Origin of the sequence: Rhizorhabdus phycosphaerae, from assembly GCF_011044255.1 — a bacterium.
Classification (GTDB): Bacteria; Pseudomonadota; Alphaproteobacteria; order Sphingomonadales; family Sphingomonadaceae; genus Rhizorhabdus; species Rhizorhabdus phycosphaerae.
In genome coordinates, this window is record NZ_CP049107.1 from 2,909,336 (window position 1) to 2,932,142 (window position 22,807).

Here is a 22,807-nt window from a genome sequence, read left to right on the forward strand (position 1 = left end):
GTGGAAGTCGTCATGCCTGTGCGATGCGGGTCAGCAGGGCGAAGGTCGCGTCGGCGCATGCCGTCCAACTCATCTCCCCCGACGCTGCGTGGGCCGCGCGCGCGATGCGGCTGCGTTGTTCGGGCGAGGATATCAGCTGGCGAACGGCAGCGGTGATAGACTGGTCATCTTCGGGGTCGAAATAGATCGCTGCCTCACCCAGCAGCTCCGGCATGGGGCCGCGCCGAGACGAGAGGATGGGAAGCCCGGCCGCCATATATTCGAGGATGATGTTCGGGCAGGCCTCGCAGCTCGACGCGAACAACGCGACGTCCGCCGCTTTCATTTCGTTGTCGATCGCCTCGAATGCCACAGGACCCGAATAGGTGATCCAGCTGCCGCTAGGGTCGAATTGGTGCATCAGTTGCTTGAGCCTCTGCCGGCGGACCAAGGTCGACGGGCCGACCAGCCGCAATTGCAGGTCGCGGCCGCTCTCCTGTCGCGCGCGATCCACCCCTGCGATGACATGGGCGTGGTGCTTGTAAGGCTCGATCGGCGATACGTAGAGAATGCGGACCGGGCTATCGACGCTGTCATTCTGCGGGCGGGGAGGCTGGCGGAAGCGCTCGTTGACGCCATGGGGGATGACCGACAGCCGCTCATGCGCGATGCCGGGGACCGCTTCGACGACCGAGCGCGCATGGCCCGATAGCGCGATCACCGCGTCGGCGCGGCGGAAGGTTGATCGCTGGGTCAGGAACAACAGCGACAGGCGAAGTCGCTTCAGGCTGATGCCGTAGCGCGCTCGTTCGGCGGTCTCGAACGGCAGCATGTTCTGCGACATGGCGACGAAGGGGTGGAAGCTGCCGAAGAAGCTGCCGCCGGGGACGAGCAGGACATCGCAACCGGCGCGCCGCGCTTCTTTGGAGAGGCTCGCGATCTGCCAGAAGCTGCGGTGGAAAACTGTAGCATCGGTGAGAGAGCGGACCGGCCGCTGTTCGATCCATGTGCGTTGGGGCAATTGCTCCAGCGTGTCGGGGCAACCCCAGACGGTAATCGTGGAGAAGCCATGGCGCGTCGGGTCCGACGCGCCGAGCAGCTCGATCAGATGCGTGCGGCCACCCCCGCCGAGCAGGTTGATCGCGTCGATACCGATCCGGGGTGCGCTGGTCACACTGTGGGCCAGAACCGTTTTCAGTCCGCCAGATCTTCGACGACGTGCCGCAGCTGCCAGCCATTGCCGCTCTTCTCCCACAGATGCGGTGAGCGGAAGCGGTCGACCGTCTCCCAGAATTCGGGATCGGTCATGCCGACATAGTCGAGGAAATCCTCATAATATTTCGCCGGGAATTCCTGGTCATATTTGCGGACGAGGTGCACGCCCTCGGAGCGGGTGATCTTGCCGTTCCGGATCTCCTGGGCGGCGTCATAGGTCGCCCGACCGATGCCGAACTTGATCAGCGTCGTGAAATAATGAAACATGTCGATCTTGTCGTCGATGCTCGAATATTTCGAATAGGTTCCGGGTGTGCGCTCAGAATTAGCCTGGAAACCGGTATTTTCGACTGCGTAATAATAGCATTCCTGCGGATCCCACTTCAGATAATAGCCGAGATAGTGGACCTCGATATTCTTCTTCTCGAGCTGTTCGGCCGAAGGCGGGATATAGGGTGCGAAGTCGTTGATCGTGAAGCCATGGTCGCGGATGATGTCGGCTACCGGCACGCCGCCCAGCCGCATTTCCAGCGGGTCCTGCGTGCTGAAGAACTTCCGGTCCATCGTGGGCACATAATTGTCGTCGGGATTGTTGCCATATTCGGCTTGGTTCTCCCCATACATCACGAGGGGGATGTCGAACTTGGCGGCGATGGCCGGGCCGATGATCCGCTGGCCGACGATGAACGGCTGGAAGGGGTGCAGCAGATTCTTGAAGGCAAGGCTGGTGAGCAGCCGGTGCAGCTTGCCGTTCGGGGTGAACAGCAGGTTGTCGTGGCCGCCGACATGGGTCCACGCCTCGAAATTCTTCCATCCGATGTCGGTGTAGAGATGCGGCGCCCAGGTGACCGTCAGCGGGTTCATGCCATAGCGATATTTGAGCATGTGCGAGGTGTAGGCGCTGTCCTTGCCGCCGCTGCCAGGCACGACCACGTCATAGCCACCGTCGGTTCGCCGGAATTTGTCGAGCAGCGCGACCAGCTGGTCCTCGCGCTTCTTCCAGTCGATCCGCTCGTCCTTGACCTCATGATAGCGGCATGCGTCGCACACGCCGTCTTCGTCGAAGCCGATCGTCGCCTTCTTCTCGTCGGCCTTGTGCTTGAACTCGACGGTCGAGCTCGGGCGCTGGTTGGAGATCACGCATTTGCGACAGAAGACGACGTCGCGGGGAAGCCCGTAAAAGGCTTCCAGGGGTTCGAGGCTCGACATTCACTGACCCTTCAAGACAGGAAATTGCGAAGCAGGCGGAGCCCGGCAGGGCCGCTTTTTTCGGGGTGGAACTGGGTACCGATCACACCTTGGCCGGCGATTACCGCCGCGAATTCGCTGTTTCCATAGCGGGCGGTGGCGACCGCAGAGGCGCTGTTTCCGGCGACGGCGAAGGAGTGGATGAAATAGAAGCGGGCATCGGCTGCGATGCCGTCGAACAGATGATCGAGCGGAGCCGGTCCCGCAGGGCGGCGGACGGGCAGCCATCCGACGTTGGGGAGGCGCTGGGTCGCCTGCGCTTGCGGGTCGTCGAGCTTCTCGACCCGCCCCGGCAGGATTGCCAGTCCGTCCCACTGCCCGAACTCGGTGCTGCTCTCGACCAGCATCTGCATGCCCAGACAGATGCCGAGTAACGGCGTGCCACCCGCAGCCGCATCCCGTACCAGCCGGTCGAGGCCAGTGGCGCGAAGCGCCCGCATGCCCTCGCCAAAGGCGCCGACGCCGGGAAGGATCAGCCGGGCGCATGCGGCTAGATCGGCCGCATCGGAGCTTATGCACGGTTCGGCGCCGATCTCGATCAGCGCATTGGCCACGCTGCGCAGATTGCCCACGCCATAGTCGATCACGCCCACCCGCATTGCCGTCATGCCGCGCTCCCCGTCAGGCACGTCTCGACTTCGCTCCGGATGCGGGCAACGTCGGTACGGCCATAATGAAGCGCCCCCGCGATCGCGACGGCCGATGGCTGCGTTTCGGCGAACAGGCGAGCGAGATCGCGCGCGCCGGCATAGCCGCCGCTGACGATGATCGGGCGGCTCGTCGCCTCCTCGAGTGCGCGGGCGAGTGCGACGTCGAAGCCGCGGCCCGTACCTTCCTGGTCGATCGAGGTGACCAAAATCTCGCCGACGCCCGCCGCTTCGAGCTGGCGTGCCCAGTCGAGCACGTCATGGCCGGATGGCTCGCGGCCATTGTCGATATAGGCGGTCCACACGCCGCCCGCGCGCTTGGCCTCGATCGACCCGATCAGGCATTGCGACCCGAATTTGCCGGCGATCTGCTCGACCAGGCCGATATTGCGGATGGCGCCCGTGTTGATCACAACCTTGTCCGCCCCAGCACCCAGCGCGCGCGACACATCGTCCAGCGTCCGCAGCCCGCCGCCGATCGCGATCGGCACGAACACGTTGCGACAGGCACGTTCGATGATGTGGAACAGGTTGTTGCGGTCATAGAGGCTGGCGACCGCGTCCATGAACACGATCTCGTCGACGCCCTGCTCATAATAGCGAAGCGCGAGCTCGTTCGGATCGCCCACCTTGCGCAGGCCCTCGAGGTGGATGCCCTTGATGACATGCTCATTCTTCACGTCGAGCCGGGCGATGATGCGGAGCGGCGACACCATCAGCTCGCCGCCTTCGAATTCATGGCCTGCATGATGGCTTCCACCCGGTCGAAATCCTCCAGCGTGTCGATGTCGAGCGATCGATCTGCCGGCATTGGCACCGCACCGATCGACCCATAGGGCCAGCCGCCCGCATCGCGAAAGGCGTCGGCCGCGAAAGCATAGGCGGCGCCATTGGGCCGGCAGGTTTCGGGCAGCGCCTGGCGGTTCGAGAAACAATAAGCCGGATCCGCGACCGGACGGAAGGCGTCGCCCTCGAGAATGCCGAACTTGAGCCGGCTGCGGTCGACGGGGGTGACGGCCATCACCATCGCGAAACGGCCCGAGGCATGGAGATCGAGCACGGCCCGCAGATCGGCATCGGATCGCAGCGGCGAGGTCGCCTGGAGGAGGAGCAGGGTCTCGGCATGGAGGTCGAGCCGGCCGATCACGTCGCGCACCACGTCGAGCATCGGCACCGTGTCACCGGCCAGCTCCGCCGGTCGGCGCAGGACGGTGCAGCCCTCGGGAGCGGGCGCCGACAGGATGTCCTCTATGTCGGTGGTGATGATGCAGCGCCCGGCGATGCGCAGCGCCTGTCGCACTGCGTGCAGATAGAGCGGCACGCCCGCGAGCGGGCGCATATTCTTGCCCGGCAGTCCCTTGGAGCCGCCGCGAACCGGGACCAGCCCGATCACCTGGCCAGCGCTCGCCATCAGTTCGCCTCGTCGACGAAATATTTTTGCATCGGCACGGCCCAGGTGGTCGGCTGGGCGAGGAGCGTGGCGAAGCGGTCTGCGGCCGTGCCGGTCCCGAAGCCTGTATGGCGCTCGAAGCGCCGGCCCCAGTTGTCGGCCAGAAAGCTCGCGATCGCCGGTCCGTCGAAAGCGGTGCAGCCATGGACCGATTCCGCGCAGGCGCGGTTGGCCTGGCGCGACCCGATGTCGAGCGAGGGCACGCCGAGGAAGGGCGCTTCGCGCACGCCTGCACTGCTGTTGCCCACGATCAGCTTCGCATTGCGCATCAGCTCCGAGAAATAGGCGAAGCGCATCGATGGCAGCACGCGGAACCGATTGCGCGGCAGGCGCGCGATCACGGCATTGATGGCTTCGGAGCCCGGATCGTTATTGGGCAGGATCACCACGAAATAGCGCCCTGACGCTTCGAGTGCGGCGAACAGCGCCTCTGCCTGCGCGCCGATGCTGTCAGCCTCCGATGTCACCGGATGAAAGACGCACACGCCGTAATCGGGGGAGTCGATCTCATAATAGCGGAGGACCTCGGCGAGCTCGACCCCCGAGGGCTGGCCGTGAATGTCGAGTTCCGGCGAGCCGATCACATGGACCGCGCTCTCCGCCTCGCCCAGCCGGACGACACGACGCCGGGCCTCTTCGGAGCTGACGAGGTGGATACGCGACAGCTTGGTGTTGCAGTGACGGAACAGCTCGTCGATCGTGCCGGACACCTCGCCCCCCTCGACATGCGCGCACAGCACATAGTTGGTTGCACAGACGAGTGCACAGGCGAGGGCCTCGACCCGGTCGCCATGGATTACGACCAGATCCGGTTGGAGCTCCTTCAGATAGTCAGAGAAGCCGATCACCGTCTTGGCGAGGATGATGTCCTGCGGGTCGCCCTGGCGCTGGTTGATGAACTCGACGACCTCGAAATGCCCCTTGCTGTGGACCTCCGACTTGGTGAGGCCATAGCGTTCGAGCATGTGCATGCCGGTGACGAAGAAGGTCACGCGGTGCCCCTGCGCCTTGGCGGCGAGCGCCAGCGGCTCCATCTTGCCATAATCGGCGCGCGTCCCCGTGACGAACAGGATGTTGCGTGCCGCCATGCCGTCGTCCCTGTCGGAGTTAGTCAAGATCGGACCATCGAAGCTGGGTGTTGCGCGTCACCGCGCGGTTCAGCCGCCGGCCGATCAGCCCGTCAAATTCATAAGCCGGGATTTCGCCGTTGCCGGGGCGCCGGGCCCAGATGTCGGCCTCGCCCAGCACGGTTCCCGCAGGAAGGTCGCGATCCGCCACGATCGAACCGCGGGCGAAGCGATAGACGTCCTCCTCCGGGGCGGTGCGCTGCTTCGGATTGTGGAGGGCGGTGTGAATCTCGCGCGAGCGGTCGATCAGGTGGCGCAGCTCGGCCGGGTCCATCGAACAGGCGATGTCGGGGCCCTTGCGATAGCGGCTGTCGGTGTAGTGGCGTTCGACGATGCAAGCGCCGAGAGCCACGCCGGCCAGCGCCATTTCCGGGCCGATCGAATGGTCCGAAAAGCCCACGATCGCGTCGGGGAAGGCGGCGCGCAGGTCGGTGATCCCGCGCAGCGAGACGATCTCCGGCGGCGACGGATAGAGATTGGTGCATTCGAGCAGGGCAAAGGGCACCCCGCTGGCGCGCAATATATCGACCGACGCGCCGATCGAGGCGATCGTCTGCATGCCGGTCGACAGGATGAGGGGCTTGCCGAAGCGGGCGATGTGCCGGATTAGCGGAAGGTGGTCGGCCTCGCCCGAGCCGATCTTGTAGGCGAGCACGCCGATCGATTCGAGGAAGTCGGCGGCTTTGCGCGAGAAGGGCGTCGACAGATAGATCAGGCCCAGGCTCTCGGCATGCGTCTTCAGCGCGACTTCATCCTGCGCCGACAGCGCACAGCGGGCCATCACCTCCCAGATCGACACGTCGGCATTGGGCGGGAAGATCGACTTGGCCTCGTCGGTCATCTCGTCGTCTACGAAATGGGTCTGGTGCTTGACGCACTCTGCCCCGGCCTTCGCCGCGAGCGTGACCATCTCGCGTGCGACGTCGAGGTCGCCGCCATGGTTGATCCCGATCTCCGCGATCACGAGCGGCGGATGTTCGGGGCCGATAAGTCGATCGCCTATGCGCATCTCATACCTCTATGCGAAACCCGCGACTGCGGGTGTGACCTGCGCCACGCCTGTTCTGCTCCGGGCTTGTTCACGAAATCGCGCGCCGGTCCAGCCCTTGCAGGATATCGGCGACACGATCGGGCATGTCCGACGCTGGAAGCGGTTCGGCGAACTCGTCGAGCCAGGCCCGGTGCGCCGCCGGATCGATCGGTTTGCCGACGGCATCCGAAACGGAATCGAGCTGATCGACCGTCTCGATCGGGATCGATCCCGGATAGCGCGTGAACAACCGGCCATGGCCCCGGCCGGCAAGCTTTCCGCAGCTGATAAGGAATAGCGGGAGGCCGAGCATCGCCGGCACCGCACCCGCCGAGGAGGGTTCGGTCATCGCCCCCGACGCGGCGCGCAGGCCGTCGACGAAATCCGCATTGTTGTAGACGCGATAGCCCGCCGCGCCGATGGCGTCGGCCAGGCCCGACCGGACTGATGCCGGATGCGGCTTCACCGCCAGGCGAAAGCCGTGCCGGCCGATCGCGGCGGCAAGGCCGTCGAGGTGCGCGATATAATCCTCACGCGACGTGAAGCGGATCGCATAGGCGAGCAGTCCCGTCTCGATATAGATGAGCTCGCCATTGCCGCTTCGGCCCAGCCGGCTGCCGAGATCGGCGGGTTGAAGCCCGAACTGCATGAAATCGGGATTGCCCACCGCAAAGATGCGATCTTCGTCGAGATGATATTGCCGCATCTCGGCCATGTCGCCCTTCACATAGACGCAGCCCGCCGTGGTCCGCACGTCCGACGGCAGGGCGGCGCCAGTGCCCCCGGTCAGCCGGCTCCTGAGCTCGCGCCCGAACTCGATCCAGTCCAAGCGGCTGCGCCCCGTCTCGGCCAGTGCGGCTAGGTAGCGGGGCAGGATATGCCGCAGATTGCGCCAGATCTTGCCGGCATAGAGGCGCAGGTCGTTCCACGGGCTGACCTCGAAATTGACCTCCTCCATCATCGGCGGAGCGGCGCAGTAGATGCCGTGGAACAGATGCAGCGTCGGGATGTCGAGGCTGCGCGCGTGGCGGATCATCGCCTGGTGGGCGAAGGCGCGTGTCGACAGGAACAGCAGGCAGGCGGGGCGTTCCTGCCGCAGGATATCGCCGAACGAGCGGCCCGCATAATGGCGGATGTCGCGTACCAGGACGCCGTCGCGCTCCTCCTCTACCGGCTGGTCGATGTCATGGCCCCAGGAGCCGAGATGGATCAGCATCAACCGATAACCGCGCGCGCGCAGCGCGGGCACGAGCCGCGCATAATGGGGCAGCCCCTCTGTCCAGCCGTCGAAGGCGAGGATCAGCCGTTCGGCGGTCATCGCGCGAGCCGCGTCCGGACGAACGCCTCCACCTGTCGCGCGCGATCGGCGATGTCGAAGCGCCCGGCGACAAGCCGCGCGGCGGCCCCGGCCACCAGCCGTTCGCGTAGTCCTGCCTCGCCCTGCAGGCGGCGACAGGCGTCGACCAGTTCGCCGGGGGAAGAGAAGAACAGCGCCTCCTCGCCTTCGCAGAAATGGCCCAGCGCCTCGTCGCTGCGTTCGCAGACGAGCGCTCCCCCGGCGGCGACGATCTCCAGCGGGCGTTCGGTCCAGCTGTCGCGGTTCAGCCGCGAGAAGAAACAGAGGCCGGCCATGCTGTCGCGATAACGCTGCCTGTAGCCCGCGCCGAAGATCGGATCGGCGGGCAGCAGATGCGTGAGCCCGGCTGCCCGCAGCGCGTCGGTCCATCCGGCGCCGTGAACCGCGACGCGAAAGCCGGCCGCATCGAGTGCGCGGACCGCATCGAGGCGGCCGTCCGCCTCATAATGTCCGAGGAAGGCGGCATCGGCGACGAAACCGCCCGTCGCCGGCTGGACGCACTCCGCTGCGGCCTCGGGGCCCAGCCGGACGCGGTCGAGCGCGGGCGGGCAATGTTCGACATGCCGGGCGCCGGCGGCGCGATAGGCGTCCACATTGTGCCGGCGATAGACGAAATGCGCGTCATAGGCGGGCAGCGCGCGCCGAAAGCGGCGGTGGAGGCCCGGCACCCGGCGCGGCGAGAAGGGGTCGTCGTTGAAATAGTCGGTGACGATCGCCCCCGTTGCCCGGATCGCCTCGATGTCGGCCCGGGTGAAGGCCAGGGGCAGGCGGAAATGCACCCAGGCCGGCCGCTCGCGCCGGCAGAGCGCGACGAGCGCTGCGCGCATGTGCCGATGCGCCGCGCCGACATGCAGGCGTCGCGCGAGCCAGCGGAGCGCGCGCGGGCCCTGCACCGCGACGTCGGACCCGAACGGGATCACATTCCATCCCAGCGCCGTGAACGCCGAGACCCAGCCGCTGTCGCGATCGGGGCCGTCGGACAGCGAGCCGACGTAGACGAGCGTCCGGTTCAGTGGATCGGCGAGCATGTCGACCGCCTTGGACCTCGGCTCAACCAGCAAGAACCGCCGAAGACAGCCCAAGCGCGCTCCAGGTGGCCCCGGCGGCGATCAGGCCGAGTAATATGCTGACGAACACGCGGTAGAAGCGCTGGATGGTAAGATGGGCAATGAATGGAAGGATGAGCACGGTCGAGACCGTAACATAGGTGACGTGGCCATAGCTGATCAGGCCGGCGCCCATGATCGATCCAAAGAAGACCAGGGTTGAAAGGGTGGTTGGGTCGTTTAGCTTGAGAGAACCGGCACGCCAACTCTTCCAAAGCAGGTAGGTTGCACTGAGGTGAAAGGTTGCCTGTAGAACATCCTCTGGGAAGAATTCGCGCCCTCCGATAGAAGGATCCAGCATCTGTGTCCAAGGAAAGGGTCCGGAAAGGCCTCGCACCATGTCATAGAGAAGCCGCGAAATCCCACGGTTAAATGAAAAATTTCCACTGCCTAGATCATATACAAAAATACTATTTGTAAGAAAAAGGCTTAATAGAAGGAGTGATCCTCCGATCACTAGTGTCGATGCAAGGGTAATTGCATTCAATTTACGAGATGAGACAAGCTTCGTCGCAAAGGTAATGATGGCGTTCACGAAGTAGACATTCCGAAGCGCCATCATCGAAAACGCTCCCAGAAGCAGTGAAGGCCCTCCTTTTAGGTTCGGCGAGGCGAGAATGCACAGGACTCCCCCGGCTACCAGAAAGAATTGACCGACGGAGTCTCTCCATTGGATCGTCGATATGATGCCGAAGGGCTGCATGAGGACAATGACGAAGACGATCTGTGCGATCGCTCGACCGCTGGTCCGAAAGGTAAAGCGAGCCGCTATCAAGGCGACTAGGCAGTTATGCAGCGCGTTAAATGGACCAAAATTGAGAAAGTGCTCGTTGCCGCCAATAAAAAAAAGTAATCCAAAATAAGGATATAAGAAAGAATTCTTGGCATCGAAAAAGTCTGACGGGAGGGGGGCAAATCCGTAGCTGTTCCAGAAATCTGATACTTTTGCAGCTCCTTGGCTGAGCGCTTCGTAATCGATACTGAATTGAAATGATGGATTAAAAACGTCAAAATAAGATAGGTCGAACCAAAAGAAATAATGACCTATCCCAATTGCAATACGAAGAAGAAGAACGGCAATGCCAAATATTGCAAGTTTTGAGTCGATTGTGCCCTGTTGCACGGATATCAAGAGTGCGACGATCCATCCAATCAAAGCGCTCACGATAGTTGCGCTCATGCTGACCCCAGGCATCGAACCGGACTGAGCGATTGCAGCCAGCACGATCCAGAAGCTGAGCAACCCCAATAGGGCTGGCCAGAGTATCCGCCAGGCGCCCATCTGGCTCGCCCGGCGCTCCGAAGGAGGCTTGTATTTGAGCGCCGGCTGCGTGAGCATGTTCATATCAGTGCGGTATCCCACTCGGCGACGGCGGCCGCATCGTAAAAGGAAAGTGCGCTCCGGCGTGCCCGATCACCGATATTGCGGCGAAGTTCGGCATCTTTGTCCAGGCGAGCGATCTTATCTGCGAAATCATTCAGATCTCCCGTCGCCGCTACCATCGCATTATCGCCATCCCGCAGGATATCCGCATGTGCTCCGACATCAAAGGCGATGACAGGCTTGCCTAGATACAAGGCTTCCTGAAGCACGAACTCGCCCGTGGTGGGATAATAGCTGGTCAGGATCAGTCCGCGTGCACGCGACAGGAACGCGACATAATCCGATCGCGATCGCAGGTTATGAACGAGTTCGAGCTGTCCACTGTCGCAAAACGGTTGCAGACCGAAGCGGTCGATGATTCCGTTGGCTTCCTGCGCGTGATAGATCGACATTCTCACGCGAACGGTTGGCGGCAGGCGCGCCAATATTGCCGCGAGCAGATGAAATCCCTTTTGCAGGATCGCCTGACCGGTGATGGCGAAATAGCCGTCGTCAGATGGTGTCCAATCGTCCAGGTCCGACGGGTCGAATTGAAAGGAAACCTGCGCCAACGAACTGGATGCTACTCCGGTCAGTGCGTGAAGCGCCGTCTGGCTTTTACTATATCCAAGGACTCGGTGCGCCTTGCGGATTTCCCGTCGTACAAGGGCCCGAACGATCGCCGACTTGATAAATTGTGCAAAGCGGCCTGGACTGTAGCAGCGATTCTTTAGTGCCGGGAGTTCCGGCAGCGTCGCACAAGCCGTGCAGGGGCCCTTAACAAGGCCCGCATAGATGCGCGTGCAGTAGAAATCGTTTATGTAGAACAGGAACGCCGTCTTTATGCCTCGACGGCGAGCGCGGCGGGCAAGTGTGGCGGGCTTCTGGATGCCGCCTATCATCAACAGATAATCTGGGTTGAAGGCGTCGCAAAGTTGATCGAACCAAGCCACCAGCTTGGGAGACGAAAAATGCTCATACCAGCGAAAATTGGTAGGCGCCGGCTGATATGTGGCCCCTTCCGGAAGAGAGGAACCTGTGTCGATAGATCTTCCGATAATATAGACTTCATGACCGAGTGACAAAAGTTGCTTCACTGTTGCGGACGCTGAAAGCGCGCCCGACGAATTTCCGTCGGGTATGTCCGGTATCATTAGAATGCGCATTGCTGAGAGCCGCTAAGATTTGAATTGTCGGGTACGGTCATTCCCCCATCGGAGAGGAAGGCTGTGCGATGTCCGGCGCGTCTGGATCAAGCTTTCGATCGAGCAGATTGATCCATTTAGTAGGCTCAAGAATCTCGAAACGGTGGCACGTCAGAGGCTCGATCAGGAATACGTCGCCCGCCTGGGCCGTCACCTTGCGGACTTCGCCCACCGGCTCTGCATCTTCAACGCGCTGCAACGTGATCTCGACGCGTCCTTCCAGCATGATGAAGGCTTCGGTTGTCGTTCGGTGATAGTGGTTGCCGCGCACCATATCTGCTTCGGAGAAAAACATATTTGCCTCCTCCCAGCGGCCGAAATCGAGCAGGCCGCGCATGCTGCCCCGCGCGTCGGACCGGTCCATATAGGGCTGGACGAAACGGATCATGAGCAGGTCTCCGGCGCGAACGCATCGAGGGTGTCGGGGGCATAGGTCGACAGTCGCTCGCTGGTCAGCAAGGACAGATCGGGTTTGAGCAGCGATTGCGCGAAGTCCACCTGCGCCGGCTGTATCAGCGAAGCGGAAAATCCGAACATCTCGCAGACGTGCTTGCCGAAATTGAAGCGGGTGGTGCGCGGCCCGGCGAAATTCAGCGTGCCAGTCAGGCTTTCGTCACGCAGCAGCGCCACGATGGCACGCGAGAGGCAGAGCGGCGGGGTGGGCGAGAAGGCAGCGTTGTCGAATAGCGTGACTGGATTGCCGTTTCGCAATTCGCTTGTGAGCCAAGCGAAAAAACCGCCCTGGCTGCTCATTACTGCGGAGGTCCGCAACGACGTGCTGCCGGGCAGCGCGCTGGCAATCAGATGTTCGGCGCGTTGCTTCGACAGACCGTAAACGGTGTCGGGCGCAGTGCCGTCGCTGTCGCTATATTGGCCCTTCCGCCCCGCGAAAACATAGTCGCTCGAAATGTAAATGAGCCTCGGTGCTATGGAGGACGAAGCGATTAGCGAGATCAGATCTGCAATGGGGCGCTCGTTGAGGCGGAGACTCAATTCGGGTGTCCGCTCCAGTGCAGCGACATCCTTCGAGCCGGCCAGCCAAAGAATGATATCCGCTTTGCTCTCGGCGACCCCACGCTTGATGCTGTCGATATCGGTGATGTCCATCGCGATGCCGCGCGGTAGGGGATGGCTGTTGTATGTGCCGACGACCTCGATCGCGGGATCGATCATCGGGATGTCGCGTAGCAGATGGCGGCCGATCATCCCGGAGGCGCCGACGATCAAGACGCGCATTCGGAGCTCCGGGTCAATGAGTGAGCCTTCTTCAACTCTTCGGGCTTCAGCGCCTGACTCAGTGCCCACATCCATCCCGCATAAAACGCCGAGGCGAGACAGAGCGCGACCATCAATCCGGCGAGGCCGGCGATGTAGGCGCCTGCCATGTTGAGCACGGCGAAGCTTATGGCAGACAGTATCTGCGGTACCAGAAGCGAACGGGTCTTGAGCAGGCTGCTGATCCTAACTCCCAGGACATGGTGGCAGGCTTGCAGACCCGCCGCAGCGGCCATCAGGGGCATGAGGTGCGACGAAGTCCGGAACGCCCCGGATGTGAACATGGTGAATATCCAGTCGTGGAGCAGCAGGAAAGCTATCGTGGCTGCGACGGTCAGTCCGAGCATGGCGCGGGCGATACGCGCGGTGGCGTCATACACCTGAGCAATACGGCCAGCATCGCTGGCGTCTCCAGCTTTCTGAAAAAGGATCGGAGTTAGCAGCGTCACCAGAAGACCTGAAGCCGTGGTCAGCGGTGCGAAGCCAAGCTGATAGAGAACCGCATATCTGCCCACCTCGGTCGGCCCGGCGAATGCTTGCAGGGCCCATCTGTCCGAAGATGTTTGCAGCCAGGTGAACAGCCCCCACCCCATGAATGGCCAAGCATAGCCCCAGAAGTCCTTCATCCACTGTATCGGTATCTGACGGAGACTCTGTGCCGTGGCAGGTTGCGCAGCCCGAAGCAAAAGTAACCGTCGCAGGAAAACGATTTGGGACAGACTGACCAGCGTTGCCGATATAGCATAGCCCCAAATTGCTGACGCACCGCCGATGCCGAACATGTGCAGGAAAAGCAGAGAGAGGCCGATTTTGAGCCATGCATCGGCCGCCGAATGAAGGGCGACGACCTTGCGCTGCCGCGCGGCCGTCTGGATACCGTTGAGCGCTGCATTCAACCCGCTCGACAGAGCGAGGGCCAATGCGGCAACCGCGATCGCGGTCCATTCGGCAAGGCCGGCAAAATGGAGAAAGAGCAGGAAGCCACAGCCGAGGGCGATCACCACTAGGAAGGCGATGCCGATCATCCGCTTGGCGGCAATGATGTAGCTATCCCGATCGTTACGCTCGTCGGCGATACTCCAGAAACGCGATAAGGCATTGGAGATGCTGCCCGTGATCATTTGATTGGCTAGGCCTGCGATTGTCAGCCCGAGTGCGAGCCGGCCGTAGTCAGCGGGTGCCATAGCAGTGGTGAGCGTCCTGACCAGCACCAACGAGCCGGCAACAACAGCGGCCTGCCCGAGGGCGATCCAGAGGCCTTCCGCCCCCAACCTGTGCCAGCGAACCGAGCGCTTTTCGATGCTTCTCATCACTGCGCAGTCATCAGAACCGTCTCCACCGTGTCGGCACAGTGTCGGCGTTGATAAAGTTGGCGGCGGCGGCGATCACATGGTCTTCGGCAGGTGACAGGGCTTCCGCGAGCCAGGCACCCCACCAGTAGAAGCTGCTGTTCGTGATCACATGGTGGCGGCAGCGGGTCATCAGCCAGAGGCTTTCGAGCGCGTCGGCAAAGCCTTCTTCACCGGTGACGAACACCGGCGCGGAAGGAGTTTTAAGCTGGGCAAGTTCGGGCGCACGGTGGCTGCAGAAGATCAGATAGGTGGCATCCGGCGCGCGGGCGTGGATCATCTCTATCGCGCCATTTATCTCGGCCATGGCCTTGAGCCGGCCAGTGCTGCTGTGCGCCCCGGGATTGCGCGCCTCCTCATATAGCCGGATGCCGATCGCGACGCCGGGATTATGCCGTAGGCGCTGCCCCAGTTCGATCGCCGGTAGGCGCGTGGGTGTCGGCGGCGTCAGTTCGGCGGCGAGGCGGTCGGCGCAATGGTCGAAATAGAGCGGACTCTGCCAATAGCCGCTCACCCACACATCGCCTCGCAGGGGCTGCGAAAGGAAGCCGGCATCATGGGCACGGTCGGTGGCTTCGACACGGAAGCGGTGGCCCGGTTTGAAGCTTGGCGCGCCGGTGGCGGCGCTTCCTGGCAGAAGCCGCTTGCGGAATGCGGCGCGCAGGCGGCGGGTCCAAAAGGGCAGCCGCTCGATCGGCGATGCCAGCCGGGCATCGATCGGCAGGCGGTCGAGCTCGTAGCTGCGCCGATATTCCATGTCGCGGACGAAGCCTGACCAGGAATCGACGACCAGCTCTGCGCCATGACGCTCCGCCAGGCCGCGCGCGGCGGCATATTGGAAGAGCTGGTTGCCCAGCCCACCGCTCAGCATGGTGACGACCTTGGCCATGGCTACTGTGCCGTCCGCGCTCAGTTCCGCAGGTCCGGACGTTCGCGGACGAACGCCTCATAGGTCTGCGCGAGGCCTTCGCGCGTCGTGAGGCGCGGGGCCCAGCCCAGGTTCCTGATCCGGCTGATATCGAGCAGCTTGCGCGGCGTGCCGTCGGGGCGGCTGGGGTCTGTCTCGATGCGCCCTTCGTAACCGCTGATAGACGCGATCATCCGGGCGAGTTCGAGGATCGAGACATCCTCTCCGCAGCCGACATTGACGTGCATGTCGCCCGAATAATGCGCCATCAGGAAGGTCAGGGCATCGGCCGCATCGTCGACATGCAGGAACTCACGACGCGGCTGGCCGGTGCCCCAGATGGTTACGCTCTCCGCGCCCTGCTCCTTCGCGACGTGGATGCGCCGGATCAGGGCTGCCGCGACATGGCTGTGCTCGGGATCGTAGCTGTCCCCCGGCCCGTGGAGATTGGTGGGCATCGCCGAGATGAAGTCGCGGCCATGCTGGATGCGGATCGCCTCGCACAGCTTGAGCCCCGCGATCTTAGCGATCGCATACCATTGGTTGGTGGGCTCCAGCGGACTGGTGAGCAGAGCCTCCTCGGGGATCGGCTGTGGCGCCAGGCGCGGGTAGATGCAGGACGAACCCAGGAACAGCAGCTTTTCCACGTCATGGGCGAGCGCCGCCATGATCACCGCCTGCTGGATCGCCAGATTGTCGGCGATGAAGTCCGCCGGCAGCGACGAATTGGCGTGGATCCCGCCGACCTTCGCCGCCGCCAGGAACAGGGCGTCGGGGCGGCGATCCTTCATCCAGCGGTCGACCGCCGACGGGTCGCGCAGGTCGAGCTCGGTGCGGTCGGCGGTGAGGATCTCGCAATCCTCCGCGGCGAGGCGACGGACCAGCGCCGACCCGACCATGCCCTTGTGGCCGGCCACGAAGACGCGCTTGCCGCGCAGCGAGAAGAGGGCGGGCGCCATGTTCCGGGGATCGTCCATCTGTCCTTCCTTCAGGCGTCGTCGCGCAGCCGGCGATAGTCGGTCTCGCGCGCGATCACCCTGAGATCGTCCTCGACCATTTCGCGCACCAGATCGGCGAAACGCGTCGTCGCACGCCAGCCGAGCACCGCTTCCGCCTTGCTCGCGTCGCCGATCAACAGGTCGACTTCGGTCGGGCGGAAATAGCGTGGGTCGATCTCGACCAGCGTCCGACCGGACTCGGTGCAGCGACCCTTTTCCTCGACGCCCTCTCCGCTCCACTCCAGCGAGATGCCCACGGCCGCGAAGGCCAGTTCGGCAAAGGCGCGTACGGTGTGCGTCTCGCCCGTCGCCAGGACATAATCGTCGGACCTGTCCTGCTGGACGATGCGCCACATGCCCTCGACATAGTCCCGCGCATGGCCCCAGTCGCGCTGCGCGTCGAGATTGCCCAGAAAGAGCCGGTCCTGCGCGCCCAGCTTGATCGCCGCCGCCGCCCGCGTGATCTTGCGCGTGACGAAGGTCTCGCCCCGGATCGGGCTCTCATGGTTGAACAGGATGCCGTTCGACGCATGCATGCCATAGGCTTCGCGGTAGTTGACCGTGATCCAGTAGGCGTAAAGCTTCGCTGCGGCGTAGGGCGAACGCGGATAGAAGGGGGTCGTCTCGGACTGCGGCACCGCCTGGACGAGGCCGTAAAGCTCAGAGGTCGACGCCTGGTAGAAGCGGGTTTTCTCCGACAGCCCCAGGATGCGCATCGCTTCGAGCAGGCGGAGCGTGCCGATGGCGTCGGCATTGGCGGTATATTCGGGGGTCTCGAAGCTGACCTTCACATGCGACTGCGCGGCGAGATTGTAGATCTCGTCGGGTTGCACGAGCTGGACGATGCGGATCAGATTCGTCGAATCCGTCATGTCGCCATAATGGAGGTGGAGCTTGCGTCCCGAGGATTGCGGCTCGTCGATCAGATGATCGATCCGCGCGGAATTGAAGCTGGAGGACCGGCGCTTGATGCCATGGACCTCATAGCCCTTCTCGATCAGCAGTTCGGCCAGATAGGCACCGTCCTGCCCGGTGATGCCGGTTATGAGCGCTCGCTTCGCCATGAGTCCTTCGGTTCGCTGGGGGTAATGGGGGTAGGCTGGTCCTGTCCGCCATCGCCGGCGGACGCGACCTTGTCGCCATAGTCGAGGCGCAGACTCTCTATCTCCGCCTTGATCGCCTCATATTCGGCCATCTTGCGCCGGATGAACCGCGCGGCGAGCTTGGCCCGATGCGCTATGCCCTCGGGCGTCAGCACATAGACGTAGCGCAGCTTGTTCTTCGCGGCCTGGAAATTCTCGATCTTCACATGGCCCTTGGCGACCAGTGCGCGCAGGCAGTAATTGACGCCGCCCAGGCTGACACCCAGCGCAACCGCTATGTCCCGCTGGCTGGCCGATGGATTCTGGTCGAGCAGGCGCAGGATGCGGAAGTGGATATCCTCCTGGCGGGTCGTGTCGCTGTCGCTGGTCATGCGGGTGCGCCTGCGCCAGACAAGCTACCGCACGGCGCGGGAAATACCCCCACCGAGGCAATTGCCAGAACGTCCCGGAAGGGCCTGTTCACGCGTGAACGTCTAGACGCTTTTCGCGCGCCCGCAAGGGCGCCGGTGAGTGGGCCGCACGCTTCCCATGCTTCCCCTGTGGAAGGCGCATGGTGCGGCGATGTCGACATGGTTCGGTTCCGGCTGGATTGACTCCGGCGGCACGGGAACCCACTAGTGTTCAACGGTGAACGCCTGGATCGGGGGATCATGTCGGACGGGTCTGAAATGCAGCGGCCCTGGTATGTGGCGCAGCTCAAGCCCAATGCGGGGGCCATTGCCGAGCGCAATTTGCGGCGGCAGGGGTTCGAGCTGTTCGCGCCCTTCGAGGACTGTTCGGTGCGCGGTGCCCGGCAATTCCGCACGGTCCGGCGGCCGCTATTTCCTGGCTATCTGTTCGTCCGCGCGAGTGTCGATGCGTCCGTTTCTCCCGCCGCTGCGCTGCGTTCGGTCAACGGGACGCAGGGGATCGTGCGCCTCGTCTCCTTTGGCGCGCAGCCCGCGCCGGTCCCGCCTGGCTTTGTCGAGGCGCTGATCCGGCGCTGTGACGAGGGCGGCCGGATGCTGCCCCCTCAGACGCTGTGCGAGGGCGATCAGGTCCGTCTGGCGACCGCGCCCTTCGTCGACATGGTGGGGTCGATCGAGAAGATCAGCGCCGAACGCCGCGTCTGGGTGCTGCTCGATCTGCTCGGGACGAAGGTCCGCCTGTCCGCGTCGAGCGACAATCTGGCGCTGGTTGGCTGACGGCGTCGCTCCTCAGCCAAGCACCGCCACGCTGCGCAGGATCAGGCGCACCAGCTCGGTTTGGCGCCGCACGCCGACCTTGTTCAGGATCGTCTTGCAATAGGTCCGCACCGTGTTCTCGGTGAGCTTCAGCTTCTCCGCCGCCTCGGTCAGACAGGAGCCGGTCGCGAGCAGTGTCGCGAGATGCGCCTCGGACGGGGTCAGGTCGAACAGCTGCGTCACGAGCCGCTCGATCGGCTGGGCCTCGTCGTCGCTCCCGGCGAAATAGACGACCACGGCCGGCGAGGACTCGTTGCTGAAGGCGCCGGTCGGGCGGATCGATTTGACCAGCACGCCGATGTGCCGGTCGCAGCGGCTGTCGACGCGCAGTGCCTGGACGAAAGGTTCCTCGGCATTGGCCCGCGCCGCTTCGAGCGCATCGGCGATCAGCGCCTGAAGCTGGGCATTGGCAGCCTGGTCGGCGAGATAGGGCCGGTCGGCGACGGCATGCGCGACCGAGCGTGACGTGAGCATCCGCTTGGCCGCGCTGTTGGCGCGCAGTATCTTGCCCTGGCCGCTCAGGATCAGCGTGCAGATCGTCAGCCGGTCGAGCGTGTCGATCAGCGCCTGCAGCTCGGTCTCTTCGCGGCTGATCCGCGCGAAGATCGCCAGCGACCGTTCGATATGGGGGCGCAGCGCGATCAGCATCGCCTTGTCGGCCGGCCCGAAGTTCGGCGCCTCGGGACCGTTGATCAGCCCGATATTGCCCTCCCAGCCGCCGGGCTCGGAAATATACATGCCCAGTTGATGCTCGACGCCATAGGGACGCAGCACTTCGCGGTAGAAGCGGTTCGCGTGCAGCGTTTCGCGGTCGACCACCTCGTCGAGCGTGTGAATCGCGCCGGGGCGGTCGAGCGCGTTGCGCAGCGGATCGAGATGGCCGAGTTCGGCATGGGTGCCATGGATGCGCCGCGCCTCGGACTCGCCGATGTCGGGGCGGCGGCCCCAGATCACCAGCGGCGGCGATCCCCGCCGGCTGAGCCGCAGCACGATCGCCGCGCTGCGCGCGCCCATCCGTGCGCCGAGTTCGTCGAGAAAGCTGCCCCAGGGCGGGGATTCGAGCGGGCCGCTGTAGATCAGCGAGATCAGCTCGTCCGTGTCCGACAGGGGGCGGCTGACCGGCATTGCTCGGCGCCCCTCAGGCCGCGATCGCGTCGAGCGCGCGGCGATAGCCGCGCATGCCCAAAGCGAGCATCAGCGTCATCAGCGGCAGGACGAACAGGCCGGTGATGACGATCGCGTAGCGCAGCGCGCCTTCGTCGCCGAAACCGAAGTCGGTGATCGCGGCGATGACGCTCGATCCTAGGCCGAGCCCGATGAGGTTGACGTTGAGCAGGGTGAGTGCGGTGACCTGTCCGCGCAGACGGTTGGGGGTGACGTCCTGGATCGCGGTCAGCAGCACGCCCTGCGAGGCCTGCCCGACCAGCGTTCCCACAGCCATGAAGGCGAGTGCGAGCGTGGCGGTGGGCATCAGCGGCCCGAGGATGAGCGGCACCGCCTTCAGGATCGTTGCGATCAGGACGATGCGCAGATTGGCGTCCTTGCGCCCGCGCCGCATCCAGCGGCCCGCGAGCCAGCCGCCGGCGATCGTGCCGACGGTCCCGCAAACCAGCATCAAGGTGCCGTAATAGAGGCCGACCTGCGCGGTCGTCAGGCCATAGGTGCGGATAAGGAAGGTCGGGTACCAGAGGCTGACCCCGATCGCGAGCAGCCCGCTGAGCGCGGTGACGCCGATCAGCATGCCGTAAAGCCGCCAGCGCTCGACGACATAGGCCATCGCCTCGCGGAGCGGAACGCCCTTGTCCGAACCGAAGCCCGCCGTCTCTCGCCGCGCGGGTTCGCGGATCGTGGCGACCAGCGCGGCGACGATGACGCCGGGCAGGCCGACCATGACGAAGACCTTCTGCCATGGCGCCAGCGCGTCGAACAAGCCGATCCCGGTTGATGCGCTCGTCGCGAAATGCGCGAGCAGGGCGCCGCCGATGATCAGCGCGAGCCCGCCGCCGATCGGATAACCAATCGCGTAGAGGCTGATCGCGAGTGGACGGCGCTCTTTCTCGAAATAGTCGCTGATGACCGAATAGGCCGAGGGGCTGAGCGTCGCCTCGCCGACACCGACCCCCACCCGCGTCGCGAACAGCATGGCGAAGCTGCTCGCGAAGCCGCACAGCATCGTCATCATCGACCAGAAGAGGACGCCGATCGTCATCAGCACGCCGCGTCGGTGCGTCCGGTCGACATAGCGGCCGATCGGCAGCGAGGCGACGCTGTAGAGCAGTGCGAAGGCAAAGCCCTGAAGCAGGCTGATCTCGAAATCGCTCAGCCCCATGTCGCGCTTGAGCGGCACGACGAGCAGCGTCAGAACGCGGGCGTCGATCGCGCTGAAGCTATAGGCGATGAACAGGACCGCCACGACATACCATCGGTAGAGGCCGGGTCCGGACGTAGGCAGAGCCTCGGTCTGCGTGGCGGCGCTGGTCGCGTGCATCTTACCAGGCCGAAACGGGGTCGGTACGGGCGAGCAGCCCCTCGGTCCGCTGCCGGATCATCGCATCGCCCTGTTCGCTCTCGGGCAGCAGCCAGAAGCGGCCCGCGCGGACGCCTTCGATCGCGAAGCTCGCGACCTCCTCGGGTTCGGTGAGCTGCAGGTTCAGGCCGGTGGTCTTCACCAGATCCTGCATCGTGCGATAGGCGACGGGTTCTTCTGGCTCGGTGCCGGCATATTCGGCCGGGCGCACGAGCCGCGATGCCATGATCGACGTGTTGACGGTGTGGGGTCCTGGGAAGAGCACTGCAGCCTTCACCCGCCCGCCATCCTTCAACAACTGCTGGTAGAGGACCTCGGAGATGCTCGTCACCGCCGCCTTGGTCGCAGCATAGATCGGCGTGTTCGGCAGCGAGCGCAGCCCGCCATTGGTCGACGAGGTGTTGATCACGACGCCGTCCTCGCCACCGGCGATCATGCGCGGGACGAAGGCCTTGATGCCGTGGACGACGCCCATGACATTGACGTCGATGCCCCAGCGCCAGTCGTTTACCGGCAGCGTCCAGATCGCCTTGCGCGCTTCGCCCAGGCCGACGCCGGCATTGTTGAACAGCAGGTGCGCCGCGCCGAAGCGGTCATAGACCTGTTGCGCCAGCGCCTCGACCGAGGCTTCCTTGGTGACGTCGACCGTGAGACCGACGACCGTCGCACCCTCGACCGCGATCTCCGCTGCGGTGGCGTCGAGCTTCGCCTGATCGATATCCGCCAGGACGACGATCGCGCCCTCGGCCGCCAGCTGCGCGCCGATCGCCCGGCCGACGCCGCTGGCGCCGCCGGTGATCACGGCAACCTTGTCCTTGAAGTGCCGCATCAGGCGGCAAGCTCCTCGGCGCGCGGCAGTTCGATGCCGACATTGGCCGGGTCGTCGAAGCGGCCGACCCAATGATCGGCGATCCATTCGCCGGGGACCGTGCGCAAAATCTGCCCGCCGGTGAGGGTCGACCCCTCGACATATTCGAGGCTCGTGATCCGCCGCACCGGGATATCGACCAGCGGGTCATAGGCGGATTCGACCAGCGTGATCTGTCCGTCGAAATCGCGGCGGTCGTTATAGTTGCGCTTCCAGTTCAGCCGGGTCAGGAACACATCGCCATCGAAGGTCGACGGATCCTCGATCCCCTGCAGCGCCTTGTAGCAGTAGAGATATTCCTCGAAGCTGCGCGGACGGTCATTGGCGTCGCCGATCGTGCCCTCGATGGTGAAATAGGTGATGCCGTGGCGGGCGCAGGTGGCGCGGACATGGTCGCCATTCTTTTCGAAGCTGGTTGTCGCGATCTTCTTGGGCTCGCCGAAGCGCTCGCGGCCGCTGGTGACGACGGACTCGCCTTCCATCGCCATGTGGAAGCAATAGGCGCCGGCCTGGCCCTCATAGGTGCAGTTGACGCCCATCGTCAGCGCACCGATCTCGATCGTGCGCTCGGGGGTCACGTGCATCGCAACATGGGCGAGCTGGACGAAGATCTCGGGCCGTTCGATCGCCTCCAGCGGGCGGGGCAGCATCGCCGCATAGACGGCGGGGTCGGTCTCATAGGTGGCGCGGATCGACCGCACGGTGTTGTTCAGTCCGCCGGCGGCACGCGTGGTGACCGCTCCCTTGCGATAGCGCAGCTTAGACATGGGCATGCTCCTCTCTCCCCCGCCGGACGGGGTCCGGCAGGCCTGGCAATGTCGTGATGATGT

23 protein-coding genes are annotated in these 22,807 nt (G+C 64.0%); 1 reads left to right on the top strand and 22 read right to left on the bottom strand.

All coding sequences use genetic code 11. The annotated features are described in order from the left end of the window. Positions 1–10 precede the first annotated feature (10 nt). The 18 genes from G6P88_RS13540 to G6P88_RS13625 all read right to left on the bottom strand — a co-directional run bounded on the left by G6P88_RS13540 (position 11) and on the right by G6P88_RS13625 (position 17,730). Positions 11–1,153: a glycosyltransferase gene (locus tag G6P88_RS13540; RefSeq protein WP_165323637.1), complete on the bottom strand. Its 1,143-nt coding sequence runs from the start codon at positions 1,151–1,153 to the stop codon at positions 11–13. Positions 1,154–1,173: 20 nt separating this feature from the next. Next, positions 1,174–2,403: an N-acetyl sugar amidotransferase gene (locus tag G6P88_RS13545; RefSeq protein ID WP_165323638.1), complete on the bottom strand. Its 1,230-nt coding sequence runs from the start codon at positions 2,401–2,403 to the stop codon at positions 1,174–1,176. A gap of 11 nt (positions 2,404–2,414) precedes the next feature. Then, positions 2,415–3,050, bottom strand: a complete 636-nt coding sequence (gene hisH, locus G6P88_RS13550) for an imidazole glycerol phosphate synthase subunit HisH (protein WP_165323639.1) — start codon at positions 3,048–3,050, stop codon at positions 2,415–2,417. After that, positions 3,047–3,805 (bottom strand): imidazole glycerol phosphate synthase subunit HisF, encoded by a 759-nt coding sequence (hisF, locus tag G6P88_RS13555; protein WP_206335775.1) that lies wholly within the window; start codon positions 3,803–3,805, stop codon positions 3,047–3,049. Before hisF ends, hisH begins: the two co-directional genes overlap by 4 nt. After that, positions 3,805–4,500: an acylneuraminate cytidylyltransferase family protein gene (locus G6P88_RS13560; protein WP_165323640.1), complete on the bottom strand. Its 696-nt coding sequence runs from the start codon at positions 4,498–4,500 to the stop codon at positions 3,805–3,807. The genes hisF and G6P88_RS13560 overlap by 1 nt, the downstream gene beginning before the upstream one ends. Continuing rightward, positions 4,500–5,654, bottom strand: coding sequence for a UDP-N-acetylglucosamine 2-epimerase (neuC, locus tag G6P88_RS13565; protein WP_206335776.1), 1,155 nt, complete (start codon positions 5,652–5,654; stop codon positions 4,500–4,502). The genes G6P88_RS13560 and neuC overlap by 1 nt, the downstream gene beginning before the upstream one ends. Further along, the gene (locus G6P88_RS13570; RefSeq protein ID WP_165323642.1) at positions 5,647–6,675 is read right to left on the bottom strand and encodes an N-acetylneuraminate synthase family protein; all 1,029 of its coding nucleotides are present in this window, start codon (positions 6,673–6,675) and stop codon (positions 5,647–5,649) included. Before G6P88_RS13570 ends, neuC begins: the two co-directional genes overlap by 8 nt. A gap of 70 nt (positions 6,676–6,745) precedes the next feature. Continuing rightward, positions 6,746–8,014: a hypothetical protein gene (locus tag G6P88_RS13575; protein WP_165323643.1), complete on the bottom strand. Its 1,269-nt coding sequence runs from the start codon at positions 8,012–8,014 to the stop codon at positions 6,746–6,748. Then, on the bottom strand, positions 8,011–9,081 hold the full coding sequence (locus G6P88_RS13580) for a glycosyltransferase family protein (RefSeq protein ID WP_165323644.1): 1,071 nt from the start codon (positions 9,079–9,081) through the stop codon (positions 8,011–8,013). Before G6P88_RS13580 ends, G6P88_RS13575 begins: the two co-directional genes overlap by 4 nt. Positions 9,082–9,103: 22 nt before the next feature. Continuing rightward, positions 9,104–10,504 carry a hypothetical protein gene (locus G6P88_RS13585; RefSeq protein ID WP_165323645.1) on the bottom strand — a complete coding sequence of 467 codons (1,401 nt, stop codon included), beginning with the start codon at positions 10,502–10,504 and terminating at the stop codon, positions 9,104–9,106. Continuing rightward, positions 10,501–11,676 (bottom strand): glycosyltransferase, encoded by a 1,176-nt coding sequence (locus G6P88_RS13590; RefSeq protein ID WP_206335777.1) that lies wholly within the window; start codon positions 11,674–11,676, stop codon positions 10,501–10,503. Before G6P88_RS13590 ends, G6P88_RS13585 begins: the two co-directional genes overlap by 4 nt. A gap of 49 nt (positions 11,677–11,725) precedes the next feature. Next, positions 11,726–12,115 (bottom strand): polysaccharide biosynthesis C-terminal domain-containing protein, encoded by a 390-nt coding sequence (locus tag G6P88_RS13595; RefSeq protein WP_165323647.1) that lies wholly within the window; start codon positions 12,113–12,115, stop codon positions 11,726–11,728. Then, on the bottom strand, positions 12,112–13,038 hold the full coding sequence (locus G6P88_RS13600; RefSeq protein ID WP_165323648.1) for an SDR family oxidoreductase: 927 nt from the start codon (positions 13,036–13,038) through the stop codon (positions 12,112–12,114). The genes G6P88_RS13595 and G6P88_RS13600 overlap by 4 nt, the downstream gene beginning before the upstream one ends. Further along, positions 12,951–14,312, bottom strand: coding sequence for a lipopolysaccharide biosynthesis protein (locus G6P88_RS13605; protein WP_165323649.1), 1,362 nt, complete (start codon positions 14,310–14,312; stop codon positions 12,951–12,953). Before G6P88_RS13605 ends, G6P88_RS13600 begins: the two co-directional genes overlap by 88 nt. A 13-nt stretch (positions 14,313–14,325) precedes the next feature. Continuing rightward, on the bottom strand, positions 14,326–15,240 hold the full coding sequence (locus G6P88_RS13610; RefSeq protein WP_165323650.1) for an alpha-1,2-fucosyltransferase: 915 nt from the start codon (positions 15,238–15,240) through the stop codon (positions 14,326–14,328). Between the two features lie 20 nt (positions 15,241–15,260). Further along, complete coding sequence (locus G6P88_RS13615) at positions 15,261–16,235, bottom strand: GDP-L-fucose synthase family protein (protein ID WP_282097761.1); 975 nt, start codon at positions 16,233–16,235, stop codon at positions 15,261–15,263. A gap of 11 nt (positions 16,236–16,246) precedes the next feature. Then, positions 16,247–17,320, bottom strand: coding sequence for a GDP-mannose 4,6-dehydratase (gene gmd / locus G6P88_RS13620; protein WP_165323651.1), 1,074 nt, complete (start codon positions 17,318–17,320; stop codon positions 16,247–16,249). Continuing rightward, on the bottom strand, positions 17,299–17,730 hold the full coding sequence (locus tag G6P88_RS13625; RefSeq protein ID WP_165323652.1) for a MarR family EPS-associated transcriptional regulator: 432 nt from the start codon (positions 17,728–17,730) through the stop codon (positions 17,299–17,301). Before G6P88_RS13625 ends, gmd begins: the two co-directional genes overlap by 22 nt. Before the next feature lie 279 nt (positions 17,731–18,009). Here G6P88_RS13625 and nusG point away from each other — a divergent pair, with 279 nt between their 5' ends. Further along, positions 18,010–18,543: a transcription termination/antitermination protein NusG gene (gene nusG, locus G6P88_RS13630; protein WP_165323653.1), complete on the top strand. Its 534-nt coding sequence runs from the start codon at positions 18,010–18,012 to the stop codon at positions 18,541–18,543. 12 nt (positions 18,544–18,555) lie between these two features. Here nusG and G6P88_RS13635 read toward each other — a convergent pair whose 3' ends face one another. From G6P88_RS13635 to G6P88_RS13650, 4 genes are read right to left on the bottom strand one after another with little or no spacing between them, the layout of a single operon-like run. Then, the gene (locus tag G6P88_RS13635; protein ID WP_165323654.1) at positions 18,556–19,707 is read right to left on the bottom strand and encodes a helix-turn-helix transcriptional regulator; all 1,152 of its coding nucleotides are present in this window, start codon (positions 19,705–19,707) and stop codon (positions 18,556–18,558) included. Between the two features lie 13 nt (positions 19,708–19,720). Further along, positions 19,721–21,070 (bottom strand): MFS transporter, encoded by a 1,350-nt coding sequence (locus tag G6P88_RS13640; protein WP_165323655.1) that lies wholly within the window; start codon positions 21,068–21,070, stop codon positions 19,721–19,723. Between the two features lies 1 nt (position 21,071). Continuing rightward, positions 21,072–21,938, bottom strand: a complete 867-nt coding sequence (locus G6P88_RS13645) for an SDR family NAD(P)-dependent oxidoreductase (protein ID WP_165323656.1) — start codon at positions 21,936–21,938, stop codon at positions 21,072–21,074. Then, entirely contained in the window at positions 21,938–22,744 is an 807-nt protein-coding gene (locus G6P88_RS13650) for an acetoacetate decarboxylase family protein (RefSeq protein WP_165323657.1), read from the bottom strand. The genes G6P88_RS13645 and G6P88_RS13650 overlap by 1 nt, the downstream gene beginning before the upstream one ends. Between the last annotated feature and the right edge of the window lie 63 nt (positions 22,745–22,807).

Bases quoted from the DNA above. Each gene is read 5' to 3' on its own strand.
- G6P88_RS13545 (WP_165323638.1), bottom strand. From the start codon at position 2,403: ATGTCGAGCCTCGAACCCCTGGAAGCCTTTTACGGGCTTCCCCGCGAC.
- hisH (WP_165323639.1), bottom strand. From the start codon at position 3,050: ATGACGGCAATGCGGGTGGGCGTGATCGACTATGGCGTGGGCAATCTG.
- hisF (WP_206335775.1), bottom strand. From the start codon at position 3,805: ATGGTGTCGCCGCTCCGCATCATCGCCCGGCTCGACGTGAAGAATGAG.
- G6P88_RS13560 (WP_165323640.1), bottom strand. From the start codon at position 4,500: ATGGCGAGCGCTGGCCAGGTGATCGGGCTGGTCCCGGTTCGCGGCGGC.
- G6P88_RS13570 (WP_165323642.1), bottom strand. From the start codon at position 6,675: ATGCGCATAGGCGATCGACTTATCGGCCCCGAACATCCGCCGCTCGTG.
- G6P88_RS13575 (WP_165323643.1), bottom strand. From the start codon at position 8,014: ATGACCGCCGAACGGCTGATCCTCGCCTTCGACGGCTGGACAGAGGGG.
- G6P88_RS13580 (WP_165323644.1), bottom strand. From the start codon at position 9,081: ATGCTCGCCGATCCACTGAACCGGACGCTCGTCTACGTCGGCTCGCTG.
- G6P88_RS13585 (WP_165323645.1), bottom strand. From the start codon at position 10,504: ATGAACATGCTCACGCAGCCGGCGCTCAAATACAAGCCTCCTTCGGAG.
- G6P88_RS13590 (WP_206335777.1), bottom strand. From the start codon at position 11,676: ATGATACCGGACATACCCGACGGAAATTCGTCGGGCGCGCTTTCAGCG.
- G6P88_RS13595 (WP_165323647.1), bottom strand. From the start codon at position 12,115: ATGATCCGTTTCGTCCAGCCCTATATGGACCGGTCCGACGCGCGGGGC.
- G6P88_RS13600 (WP_165323648.1), bottom strand. From the start codon at position 13,038: ATGGATGTGGGCACTGAGTCAGGCGCTGAAGCCCGAAGAGTTGAAGAA.
- G6P88_RS13605 (WP_165323649.1), bottom strand. From the start codon at position 14,312: ATGAGAAGCATCGAAAAGCGCTCGGTTCGCTGGCACAGGTTGGGGGCG.
- G6P88_RS13610 (WP_165323650.1), bottom strand. From the start codon at position 15,240: ATGGCCAAGGTCGTCACCATGCTGAGCGGTGGGCTGGGCAACCAGCTC.
- G6P88_RS13615 (WP_282097761.1), bottom strand. From the start codon at position 16,235: ATGGACGATCCCCGGAACATGGCGCCCGCCCTCTTCTCGCTGCGCGGC.
- gmd (WP_165323651.1), bottom strand. From the start codon at position 17,320: ATGGCGAAGCGAGCGCTCATAACCGGCATCACCGGGCAGGACGGTGCC.
- G6P88_RS13625 (WP_165323652.1), bottom strand. From the start codon at position 17,730: ATGACCAGCGACAGCGACACGACCCGCCAGGAGGATATCCACTTCCGC.
- nusG (WP_165323653.1), top strand. From the start codon at position 18,010: ATGTCGGACGGGTCTGAAATGCAGCGGCCCTGGTATGTGGCGCAGCTC.
- G6P88_RS13635 (WP_165323654.1), bottom strand. From the start codon at position 19,707: ATGCCGGTCAGCCGCCCCCTGTCGGACACGGACGAGCTGATCTCGCTG.
- G6P88_RS13640 (WP_165323655.1), bottom strand. From the start codon at position 21,070: ATGCACGCGACCAGCGCCGCCACGCAGACCGAGGCTCTGCCTACGTCC.
- G6P88_RS13645 (WP_165323656.1), bottom strand. From the start codon at position 21,938: ATGCGGCACTTCAAGGACAAGGTTGCCGTGATCACCGGCGGCGCCAGC.
- G6P88_RS13650 (WP_165323657.1), bottom strand. From the start codon at position 22,744: ATGTCTAAGCTGCGCTATCGCAAGGGAGCGGTCACCACGCGTGCCGCC.